The organism is Oceanicola granulosus HTCC2516 (genome assembly GCF_000153305.1).
Classification (GTDB): Bacteria; Pseudomonadota; Alphaproteobacteria; order Rhodobacterales; family Rhodobacteraceae; genus Oceanicola; species Oceanicola granulosus.
In genome coordinates this window covers 1775707-1785875 of record NZ_CH724107.1, presented here as the reverse complement: position 1 = coordinate 1785875, position 10169 = coordinate 1775707, and the positions used below count along the sequence as shown (strand labels likewise).

Genomic DNA, 10169 nt, shown 5'->3' with positions numbered 1-10169 from the left:
CCTCACTCGGCGTCCTCCTCCTCTTCCGCGTCCAGGAGTTCCATGTTGAGGCCGAGGCCCCGGACTTCCTTCACGAGGACGTTGAACGATTCCGGCACGCCGGCCTCGAAGTTGTCCTCGCCCTTGACGATGCTCTCGTAGACCTTGGTGCGGCCCGCCACGTCGTCGGACTTCACCGTCAGCATCTCCTGCAGCGTGTAGGCCGCGCCGTAGGCCTCGAGCGCCCAGACTTCCATCTCGCCGAAGCGCTGGCCGCCGAACTGCGCCTTGCCGCCCAGGGGCTGCTGCGTGACCAGCGAGTACGGGCCGGTCGAGCGCGCGTGGATCTTGTCGTCCACCAGGTGATGCAGCTTGAGCAGGTACTTGACCCCCACCGTCACCTTGCGGCTGAACTGCTCGCCCGTGCGCCCGTCGAAGAGGACGGACTGGCCGCTCTCGTCGAAGCCGGCGCGCCGGAGCGCATCGTCCACGTCCGCCTCCTTGGCCCCGTCGAAGACCGGGGTCGCGATCGGGACGCCGCGGGTGACGTTGCCGGCGGCCTCGAGCAGGAGCTGCTCGTCCATCGACTCGACACCCTCGTCGTAGACGTCGTCGCCGTAGGCCAGGCGCATCGCCTCGCGCACCGGCGTCAGGTCGCCGGAGCGGCGGTATTCCTGCAGCGCCTCGTCGATCTGGATGCCGAGGCCGCGCGCGGCCCAGCCCATGTGGGTCTCGAGGATCTGGCCGACGTTCATCCGGCTCGGCACGCCGAGCGGGTTGAGCACGAAGTCGACCGGGGTGCCGTCGGCGAGGAACGGCATGTCTTCCTCGGGCACGACCTTGGAGATGACGCCCTTGTTGCCGTGACGGCCGGCCATCTTGTCGCCCGGCTGCAGCTTGCGCTTCACCGCCACGAACACCTTGACCATCTTCATCACGCCCGGGGGCAGGTCATCGCCGCGGCGGACCTTCTCGACCTTGTCCTCGAACCGCGCGTCGAGCTGGCGCTTCTGCGCCTCGTACTGCTCGTTGAGCGCCTCGAGGATCTGCGCGTCGGCCTCTTCCTTGAGGGCGATCTGCCACCAGTGGCTGCGGGGCAGCGAGTCGAGCAGCTCGGCGTCGATCGTGGCGCCGGCCTTGATGCCGCGGGGGCCCTTGGCGACGGTCTTGCCGTCGAGCAGGGTCCGCAGGCGGGCGTAGATGTTGCGGTCGAGGATGGCGAGCTCGTCGTCGCGGTCGCGGCTCAGGCGCTCCACCTCTTCACGCTCGATCTGCAGCGCGCGCTCGTCCTTCTCGACGCCGTGGCGGTTGAACACCCGGACCTCGACGATGGTGCCGAAATCGCCCGGGGGCAGCCGCAGCGAGGTGTCGCGCACGTCGCTGGCCTTCTCGCCGAAGATCGCGCGGAGCAGTTTCTCCTCCGGCGTCATCGGGCTCTCGCCCTTCGGGGTGATCTTGCCCACGAGGATGTCGCCCGGCCCCACTTCGGCGCCGATGTAGACGATGCCCGCCTCGTCGAGGTTGCGCAGGGCTTCCTCGCCGACGTTGGGGATGTCGCGGGTGATCTCCTCCGGGCCGAGCTTGGTGTCGCGCGCGGCGACCTCGAACTCGTCGATGTGGATCGAGGTGAAGACGTCGTCCTTCACGATCCGCTCGGAGATCAGGATCGAGTCCTCGTAGTTGTAGCCGTTCCACGGCATGAACGCGACGATGACGTTCTTGCCGAGCGCGAGCTCGCCGATGTCGGTCGAGGGACCGTCGGCGATGACCTCGCCCTTGCCGACCGTGTCGCCCACCTTCACCAGCGGACGCTGGTTGATGCAGGTGTTCTGGTTCGACCGCTGGAACTTGCGCATCCGGTAGATGTCGACGCCGGGATCGCCCGGCTCGAGATCCTCGGTGGCGCGCACGACGATGCGCGCCGCGTCGACCTGGTCGATCACGCCGGCCCGGCGGGCGACGATGGCCGCGCCGGAATCGAGCGCGACCTTGCCCTCGATGCCGGTGCCCACGTAGGGCGCCTCGGCCCGCAGGAGCGGCACGGCCTGACGCTGCATGTTCGAGCCCATGAGGGCGCGGTTGGCGTCGTCGTTCTCGAGGAACGGGATCAGCGAGGCGGCGACGGAGACCAGCTGCTTGGGCGACACGTCGATGAGGTCCACGTTCTCGCGCGGGGCGAGCGTGTATTCACCCGACTGACGGGTCGACACCAGGTCGTTGAGGAAGTTGCCGGCGTCGTCGAGCGTCGCGTTGGCCTGCGCCACGGTGTGGCGCATCTCCTCGGTCGCGGACATGTAGTGCACCTCGTCGGTGACCTGCGCGTCCTTGACCACCCGGTACGGGGTCTCGATGAAGCCGTACTTGTTGACCCGCGCGAAGGTGGCGAGCGAGTTGATCAGGCCGATGTTCGGGCCTTCCGGCGTCTCGATCGGGCACATCCGGCCGTAATGCGTCGGGTGCACGTCGCGCACCTCGAAGCCGGCGCGCTCGCGGGTCAGGCCGCCCGGGCCGAGCGCCGAGAGGCGGCGCTTGTGGGTGACTTCCGAGAGCGGGTTGGTCTGGTCCATGAACTGGCTGAGCTGCGAGGAGCCGAAGAACTCGCGTACCGCGGCCGCCGCCGGCTTGGCGTTGATCAGGTCCTGCGGCATCACCGTGTCGATCTCGACCGACGACATCCGCTCCTTGATCGCGCGCTCCATGCGGAGCAGGCCGACGCGGTACTGGTTCTCCATCAGCTCGCCGACCGAGCGCACCCGGCGGTTGCCGAGGTGGTCGATGTCGTCGATCTCGCCCTTGCCGTCACGCAGCTCCACGAGCGCCTTGATGCAGGAGACGATGTCTTCCTTGCGCAGCGTGCGCTGGGTGTCCTCGGCGTCGAGCGCGAGGCGCATGTTCATCTTGACGCGGCCCACGGCGGAGAGGTCGTAGCGCTCGGAGTCGAAGAACAGGCTGTCGAACAGGGTGGAGGCGGCGTCGACGGTCGGCGGCTCGCCCGGGCGCATGACCCGGTAGATGTCCATGAGCGCGGTTTCCCGGTTCATGTTCTTGTCCTGCGCCATGGTGTTGCGCATGTACGGACCGACGTTGACGTTGTCGATGTCGAGCACGGGGATGTCGGTGACGCCGGCGTCGAGCAGGTCCTTGACCGTCCCGCCGATGATCTCGCCTTCCTTGTCGCGCTCGATGGTCAGCTCGTCGCCGGCCTCGACGTAGATCGCGCCGTTCTCCTCGTTGATGATGTCCGTGGCGACGAACTTGCCCGCGATGTGGGAGTGCGGGACGAGCAGTTCGGTGACTTCACCCTCGTCGATCAGCTTCTTGACCTGGCGCGGCGTGACCTTCTCGCCGGCCTTGGCGATCACTTCGCCAGTGGCCGCGTCGACGAGGTCGAACGCCGGGCGGGTGCCGCGCACGCGCTCGGGGAAGAACTTGGTGACCCAGCCCTTGTTCTTCTCGAAGCGGTAGGTGACCGTGTTGTAGTAGGCGTTCATGATCGCCTCCTGGTCCATGCCGAGGGCATAGAGCAGGGTCGTCACCGGCAGCTTGCGGCGGCGGTCGATGCGCGCGTAGACGAGGTCCTTGGCGTCGAACTCGAAGTCGAGCCAGGAGCCGCGGTAGGGGATGATGCGGCAGGCGAAGAGCAGCTTGCCCGAGCTGTGCGTCTTGCCCTTGTCGTGATCGAAGAACACGCCGGGGGAGCGATGCATCTGGGAGACGATGACCCGCTCGGTGCCGTTGACGATGAAGGTGCCGTTGGGCGTCATCAGGGGCATGTCGCCCATGAACACGTCCTGCTCCTTGATGTCCTTGACCGACTTCGCGCCGGTGTCCTCGTCGACATCGAACACGATCAGGCGCAGCGTCACCTTGAGCGGCGCGCTGTAGGTCATGTCGCGCTGCTGGCACTCCTCGACGTCGTACTTCGGCCGCTCCAGCTCGTAGCGGACGAACTCGAGCACGGCGGTCTCGTTGAAGTCCTTGATCGGGAAGACGGACTGGAAGACGCCCTTGATGCCCTCGCCGTCCATCGGCTCGGGCTGGTCGCCGGAATTGAGGAAGAGGTCGTAGGACGACTTCTGCACCTCGATGAGGTTCGGCATTTCCAGCACTTCGCGGATCTTGCCGTAATATTTGCGGAGTCGTTTCTGGCCGAGGAAGGACTGAGCCATGTGGAGCGTCACCTTTCAGGTCTCTGCGAGGACACTCTGCCGCTGGGCCACGGCGGGATCCTCATCCGAGATGGGTTGTCACGGGGTCAATACCTGGCTGCCGTCCCACCGGCTGCCTCCCGACCCTGGTGACCTGCCCGAGAAAAGATTGCCGCCGCGGCCGAACAATCTTCTCTGAGACAGGCGAGGCCGGGACCGGCAAACCCGGACCCGACCCACAATGCGTGCGCGGCGCAGGGCGGCCCGGGGGCCGCCGTGCGCCGCGTCAGCCAAATCAGGCCAGCTCGACTTCGGCGCCAGCCGCCTCGAGCTTGGACTTGATCTCTTCGGCTTCGGCCTTGTCGATGCCTTCCTTGATCTTGCCGCCCGCTTCCACGAGGTCCTTGGCTTCCTTGAGGCCAAGCCCGGTGATGCCGCGGACTTCCTTGATCACGTTGATCTTCTGGGCGCCGGCGTTCTTCAGGACGACGTCGAACTCGGTCTTCTCTTCCTCGGCGGCGCCACCGGCGTCACCACCGGCCGGGCCGGCCATCATGACCGCGCCGCCGGCGGCGGGCTCGATGCCGTACTCGTCCTTGAGGATGGTTTTCAGTTCCTGGGCCTCGAGAAGGGTCAGACCAACGATCTCTTCGGCAAGTTTCTTCAGATCAGCCATTTCATGCTTTCCGTTCGGTTATGTGTGTTCCAACGCGCGGGGGTTCAACCCCACGACGGTCTGGGGATGCCTTATGCCGCCTCGGCCTTCTCTTCGATGGTCGAGAGGATGCTCGCGATGTTGCTGGCAGGCGCGCCGATCGCACCCGCGATGTTGCTGGCGGGGGCTCCGATGCAGCCCACGATGGAAGCGATGAGCTCCTCGCGGGACGGCATTTCGGAGACCGCCTTGACACCGGCGGGGTCAAGGGCCGTCTCTCCCATGGCGCCGCCGAGGATAACGAGCTTGTCGTTGTCCTTGGCGTACTGGACGACCACCTTGGCCGCAGCCACCGGGTCTTCCGAGTAGGAGAGAACGGTCATGCCCGTCAGGAAGTCTGCGATGTTCTCGCAGGGCTTGCCGTCGAGGGCGATCTTGGCGAGCCTGTTCTTGGCAACGCGAACGGACCCGCCGGCGTCGCGCATGCGCGCCCGCAGATCCTGCATTTCGGCAACCGTGAGACCTTCGTAGTGGGCAACCACCACGACGCCAGAGCTTTCGAAGATCTGGCCGAGTTCCTCGACCACCTTTTCTTTCTGGGCTCTATCCACAGTTTACTCCAAGTTTGGAGGATGACCCTCCGGCTCAGTTCAGCCGGGACACGCGGCCCCGGCTCTCGGGTCCTTACGGGTCCGTCCAATCTCGCCCCGGCGCCCGCTGGCGGTTACCGAAGAAATCTTGTCGTTTCCCGTCTCAGGCAGGACTTATGGCTTGCGCCGCCCACCATCTCGGACGAATCGCACCGGCGGCAACACGACGTCACCCCCGGAACGGAGGGTGGGAATAGACCCTTTCGCCAAACTTGTGAAGGCCCGCCGGGGAACTTTTTCGCCGCAGCGGTGCACCGCTCACTTTGCCGCGATCCAGCGCCTGCCGCAACCCCTGCCGTGGGGCCACGAAAAAGGGCCAGCCGCCGCGCGACTGGCCCTTTCCAAATTCGCGTGCGCCGGCGTCAGGCCGGGGCGTTGCCCGTGGCCGAGACGACGTCGACGGAGACGCCGGGGCCCATGCTCGAACTCAGGTTCACCTTCTTCATGTAGGTGCCCTTGGCGCCCGTCGGCTTGGCCTTCTGGACCGCGTCGACGAAGGCGAGCAGGTTCTGCTCGAGCTTCTCGGCGTCGAAGCTGGCCTTGCCGATGCCGGCATGGACGACGCCGGCCTTCTCGGCCTTGAACTGGACCTCGCCGCCCTTGGCGGATTCGACGGCGGCCTTCACGTCCATCGTCACCGTGCCGACCTTCGGGTTCGGCATCAGGTTGCGCGGGCCGAGGATCTTGCCGAGACGGCCGACGATCGGCATCATGTCCGGCGTGGCGATGCAGCGGTCGAAGTTGATGTTGCCGCCCTGGACCTGCTCCATGAGGTCCTCCGCGCCGACCACGTCGGCGCCGGCCGCCTTGGCCTCTTCCGCCTTGTCGCCGCGTGCGAACACCGCGACGCGGACGTCCTTGCCGGTGCCGTTGGGCAGGCTGACCTTGCCGCGGACCATCTGGTCGGCGTGGCGCGGGTCGACGCCGAGGTTGACGGAGATCTCGATGGTCTCGTCGAACTTCGCCTTGGCGTTGTCCTTGACCAGCTTGACGGCGTCGGAGACCGACAGGTTCTCCTTGCCGGCGAAGGCCTCGCGGGCGGAGCGGGTACGTTTGCCGAGCTTCGCCATCACTTCACCTCGATGCCCATGGAGCGGGCGGAGCCCAGGATGATCTGCATCGCGCCCTCGATGTCGTTGGCGGAGAGATCCTTCATCTTCGCCTCGGCGATCTCGCGCACCTGCGCGACGGTCACCGTGCCGGCCGTCTCCTTGCCCGGGAGCTTGGCGCCCGAGTTCAGCTTGGCGGCCTTCTTCAGGAAGTAAGACGCGGGGGGCGTCTTGATGTCCATCGTGAAGGACTTGTCCTGGTAGTAGGTGATGATCGTCGGGCACGGGGCGCCCGGCTCCATGTCCTGCGTCTTGGCGTTGAACGCCTTGCAGAATTCCATGATGTTGATCCCGCGCTGACCGAGGGCGGGGCCCACCGGCGGAGACGGGTTGGCCTGTGCGGCCTTCACCTGCAGCTTCATGCTGCCGACGCGTTTCTTGGCCATGCGGCCTCTCCTTCTTCAACTCCGCCGCGACGCGTCGCGGGGATCGGTTGACGTGGTCGGGCTCCGGCGGCGCGCCGCCCTCGCCTCCCACGGTGATCGGGGGGATGGTGATCCGCCCGCAGGCCGGGCTTCAGCCCGGCACACCGCCCGGCATCCGCTCCAGCCCCGTAGGCCGGGCTTCAGCCCGGCACTCCCTCAGCCCTGCTTGGAGACCTGAGTGAATTCCAGTTCGACCGGCGTGGCGCGGCCGAAGATCGAGACCGTCACCTTGAGGCGCTGGTTGTCCTCGTCGACTTCCTCGACCATGCCGTCGAAATCCTCGAACGGGCCGTCGTTGACCTTCACCTTCTCGCCGATCTCGAAGTGGATCAGCGTGCGCGGGCTCTCCTCGCCCTCCTGGACGCGGTTGAGGATCGCGTTGACCTCGGCGTCGCGCATCGGCATCGGCCGGCCCTGGGGGCCGAGAAAGCCGGTGACCCGGTTGATCGAGTTGACGAGATGGTAGCCCTCGTCGGACATCTCCATGTGCACCAGCACGTAGCCGGGCATGAAGCGCCGCTCGGTGCTCACCTTCTTGCCGCGGCGCACCTCGATGACCTCCTCGGTCGGCACCAGGACCTCGTCGATCTGGTCCTCGAGACCGTTCTCGGCCACCGCCGTCCTGATTTGCTCGGCGATCTTCTTCTCGAAGTTCGAGAGGACGCTCACCGAATACCACCGCTTTGCCATCGACGTTCCGCTTCGTTCGGGTTTGCCCGGGGCGCGTGCCGCCGGATGCGACCGGCCCCGAAAAGCAAGGCGGCGTGCGATTCGCGACACGCCGCCTGTTCAGATGGGGGCTCCATTACCGCCGGTCAGCGCCGAGTGCAACCCCGGCGGGCGGCGGCGGGCGTCAGCTGCCGAACATCGACAGCACGCCGGTCAGGCCGGAGCGGATCGCCAGGTCGACGAGGAAGAAGAAGATCGCAGCCAGCGTGGCCATCAGGAACACCATAACGGTGGTCAGCACGACCTCCCGGCGGGTCGGCCAGGTCACCTTCGAGACCTCGGCGCGGACCTGGGAGATGAACTGGGCGGGGTTGGTGCGGGCCATCTGGGCTGTCCTTTCTCGCGACAGCGGGTCAGATACGCGCTCGCCGCGCGCTGTTCAACCCGCTTTGCCGAGCCGCACCACCCGCGCCATCCTGTCGAGCCGGGCGATCTGGTCGGCATAGGCGGCGGCCGAGGCGGCCTCGGCCCCGGGCGACAGGGGGCGGAACGGCGGGTTGCGCTCGCTGCGGGGCAGCGCCTGGCGGGCCTCGGAGGCGGCGGCCTTGCGGCGCGCGCCCTCCGGCGCGGCCAGCGCCGCGGCCACGGCGGCGGCCGACAGGCCCTGGTGCGCGGCGTCGTGGGCGAACCAGGGCGGCGAGGGCAGCGGCCGGCCCGCGATGCGCGCGACCGCGGCGTTGGCGATCTCGGGGTAGTCCTCGAGCCGCCAGACGACGAGCTCGGCGACGCCCTCCAGCGCCACGATCCGGGCGGCGAGGTCGGCCCAGTCCACCCGTTCCACCGGCATCCGCGCAACGAACGCCTGCCACGCCCCGCCCCGCCCCGCGAGCAGCGCCTGGCTGTAGGCCGAGAGCACGAACCGCCCCGGATCGCGCACCGACAGCAGCACCGTCGCCGGCACCCCGCCGAGCCCGCAGAGCAGCGTCCGCAGGCGCGGGGCGGCCTCGGGATAGACCCGCTCCATCGGCCCCTCGGCGGCGCCCGAGAGCGGGCCGAGCACGTTCTCCTCGGAGATCACCAGCGTCGGCTTGCCGCGTGCCATCGCCTCGGGCAGCGCGGGCGACCAGTCGTCGCGCCGCCGCCCGGACTGGAACGAGACGCCGAGCATCCGCGCGAGCCTGGGCGCCGGGCGCAGGTCGCTCGGCAGGTAGAGCGCGCAGCCCGCCGCCTCGAGATCGGCGCGGCCCTTGCGCAGCCCCTTCTGGAAATGGGTGGTGCCCGTCTTGTGGGCGCCGACATGGAGCACCACCCGCTCGAGAGCGGTCATGGCCGGTGCAACATGTTCGGAGGCGGCCTGGCAGGGGCAGGGGGACTCGAACCCACGACCCTCGGTTTTGGAGACCGATGCTCTACCAACTGAGCTATACCCCTGTGGCCGGACTGCCGGATACCTCCTATCGGCGGCCCGCGCAAGTCCGCCCTTGCGGCGGAATGCACAATCGGGCGACATCGCCGCCATGCTCCGAAGATTGCGCAAGCGACTGGACCGGTCCGAAGCCCTCCCCCGCGCGATTGGCCGGCTCCTGGCGGCGTGCGTGAAGGGCTGTTTCGCCACCACCCGCTGGCACGGCGAGGGCGCGGACGCGCTCGCGGCGGCGCTGGCGGAGGGGCCGGTGATCGTCGCCACGTGGCACTCGCGGCTGGCCTTCGCGGCCTGGCTGTCGGGGCGGCTGATTCCCGAGGTCATCGCCCTGCGCGACCCCTCCCCCGCCGGCCGCGTCGGCGCGGCGGTGCAGGAGAGCTTCGGGATGCGGCAGGTGGCGATGAAGGGCGGCGCGTCGAACGTCGCCACCTCGCGCACGGTGCTGCGCGCGCTGCGCGGCGGGGCGAGCATCGGGCTGGCGCTCGACGGGCCGCTGGGCCCGGCGCGGCAGGCCCGCAGCACCGCCATCGACTGGGCCCGCACCTCCGGCGCGCCGATCTTCCTCGTCGCCGGCGCGACCCGCCGCCACCTGCGCCTCGGCTCGTGGGACCGGCTGATGCTGCCCCTGCCCTTCGGCCCCGGCGCCTGGATCATCGAGCGCTGGGACGCCCCGATCCCCCGCCGCCCCACGACCGAGGAGGCCGAGGCGGCCCGGGCGGCGCTGACGGCGGCGCTGGACCGGGTGCAGGCGCGGGTCGACGAGCGGCTGGGGATGGCGCCGGGGCCGTAGGGGGGGCGGGGCCGGGTGCTGCACCAACAGGCGCGCGACGAGTTCGCCGAGGCGGAGGGCTTCGCCGAGGCGCTCGACGTGGGGGCGGCGATATGAGCCGCACGCCGGGTACGGTCATTGCCGTCGGGCGCACCCCGCCGCGCTTTCGCGGCCACGGCATCTACCTCGATGGGACGAGCGCCGCGGCGCGCGCGACGGCGCTCTCCTTCGACGACGCCACCGGCGAGCTGGTGCTCGAGGACGTGGGCGCGCGCTGGCCCTACGACGAGATCCGCCGCCTGCGCGACCAGGCCGGCGGCGACCAGGCCGTGCTGCGCCTCG

General features: G+C 68.6%; 10 protein-coding genes and 1 tRNA gene. 2 read left to right on the top strand and 9 right to left on the bottom strand.

All coding sequences use genetic code 11. From position 1 onward, the window contains the following. Positions 1 to 2 precede the first annotated feature (2 nt). The 9 genes from rpoB to OG2516_RS08470 form a co-directional block, all read right to left on the bottom strand. A complete protein-coding gene (gene rpoB / locus OG2516_RS08510) occupies positions 3 to 4148 on the bottom strand; it encodes a DNA-directed RNA polymerase subunit beta (RefSeq protein WP_007255242.1) in 4146 nt (1381 codons plus the stop codon). Positions 4149 to 4422: 274 nt separating this feature from the next. Next, the gene (gene rplL / locus OG2516_RS08505; protein WP_007255241.1) at positions 4423 to 4803 is read right to left on the bottom strand and encodes a 50S ribosomal protein L7/L12; all 381 of its coding nucleotides are present in this window, start codon (positions 4801 to 4803) and stop codon (positions 4423 to 4425) included. Positions 4804 to 4874: 71 nt separating this feature from the next. Beyond that, positions 4875 to 5393: a 50S ribosomal protein L10 gene (rplJ, locus tag OG2516_RS08500; RefSeq protein ID WP_040615026.1), complete on the bottom strand. Its 519-nt coding sequence runs from the start codon at positions 5391 to 5393 to the stop codon at positions 4875 to 4877. 401 nt (positions 5394 to 5794) lie between these two features. After that, positions 5795 to 6502 (bottom strand): 50S ribosomal protein L1, encoded by a 708-nt coding sequence (gene rplA, locus OG2516_RS08495; RefSeq protein WP_007255239.1) that lies wholly within the window; start codon positions 6500 to 6502, stop codon positions 5795 to 5797. After that, entirely contained in the window at positions 6502 to 6927 is a 426-nt protein-coding gene (rplK, locus tag OG2516_RS08490) for a 50S ribosomal protein L11 (RefSeq protein ID WP_007255238.1), read from the bottom strand. Before rplK ends, rplA begins: the two co-directional genes overlap by 1 nt. 195 nt (positions 6928 to 7122) lie before the next feature. Continuing rightward, a complete protein-coding gene (nusG, locus tag OG2516_RS08485; RefSeq protein WP_007255237.1) occupies positions 7123 to 7656 on the bottom strand; it encodes a transcription termination/antitermination protein NusG in 534 nt (177 codons plus the stop codon). Between the two features lie 163 nt (positions 7657 to 7819). Beyond that, the gene (gene secE, locus OG2516_RS08480; RefSeq protein ID WP_007255236.1) at positions 7820 to 8020 is read right to left on the bottom strand and encodes a preprotein translocase subunit SecE; all 201 of its coding nucleotides are present in this window, start codon (positions 8018 to 8020) and stop codon (positions 7820 to 7822) included. Between the two features lie 54 nt (positions 8021 to 8074). Then, positions 8075 to 8962 carry a hypothetical protein gene (locus OG2516_RS08475; protein WP_007255235.1) on the bottom strand — a complete coding sequence of 296 codons (888 nt, stop codon included), beginning with the start codon at positions 8960 to 8962 and terminating at the stop codon, positions 8075 to 8077. Between the two features lie 28 nt (positions 8963 to 8990). After that, positions 8991 to 9066, bottom strand: a tRNA-Trp gene (locus OG2516_RS08470). A gap of 164 nt (positions 9067 to 9230) precedes the next feature. On the opposite strand from OG2516_RS08470, the gene OG2516_RS19935 reads away from it, so the two are divergent. Both OG2516_RS19935 and OG2516_RS19930 read left to right on the top strand, forming a co-directional pair. Next, a complete protein-coding gene (locus OG2516_RS19935) occupies positions 9231 to 9848 on the top strand; it encodes a DUF374 domain-containing protein (protein ID WP_007255234.1) in 618 nt (205 codons plus the stop codon). 92 nt (positions 9849 to 9940) lie between these two features. Continuing rightward, the coding region (locus tag OG2516_RS19930) for a DUF7092 domain-containing protein (RefSeq protein WP_007255232.1) at positions 9941 to 10169 on the top strand (229 nt) is incomplete at its 3' end.

Bases quoted from the DNA above. Each gene is read 5' to 3' on its own strand.
- secE (WP_007255236.1), bottom strand. From the start codon at position 8,020: ATGGCCCGCACCAACCCCGCCCAGTTCATCTCCCAGGTCCGCGCCGAG.
- OG2516_RS08475 (WP_007255235.1), bottom strand. From the start codon at position 8,962: ATGACCGCTCTCGAGCGGGTGGTGCTCCATGTCGGCGCCCACAAGACG.
- rplA (WP_007255239.1), bottom strand. From the start codon at position 6,502: ATGGCGAAGCTCGGCAAACGTACCCGCTCCGCCCGCGAGGCCTTCGCC.
- rpoB (WP_007255242.1), bottom strand. From the start codon at position 4,148: ATGGCTCAGTCCTTCCTCGGCCAGAAACGACTCCGCAAATATTACGGC.
- nusG (WP_007255237.1), bottom strand. From the start codon at position 7,656: ATGGCAAAGCGGTGGTATTCGGTGAGCGTCCTCTCGAACTTCGAGAAG.
- rplL (WP_007255241.1), bottom strand. From the start codon at position 4,803: ATGGCTGATCTGAAGAAACTTGCCGAAGAGATCGTTGGTCTGACCCTT.
- rplK (WP_007255238.1), bottom strand. From the start codon at position 6,927: ATGGCCAAGAAACGCGTCGGCAGCATGAAGCTGCAGGTGAAGGCCGCA.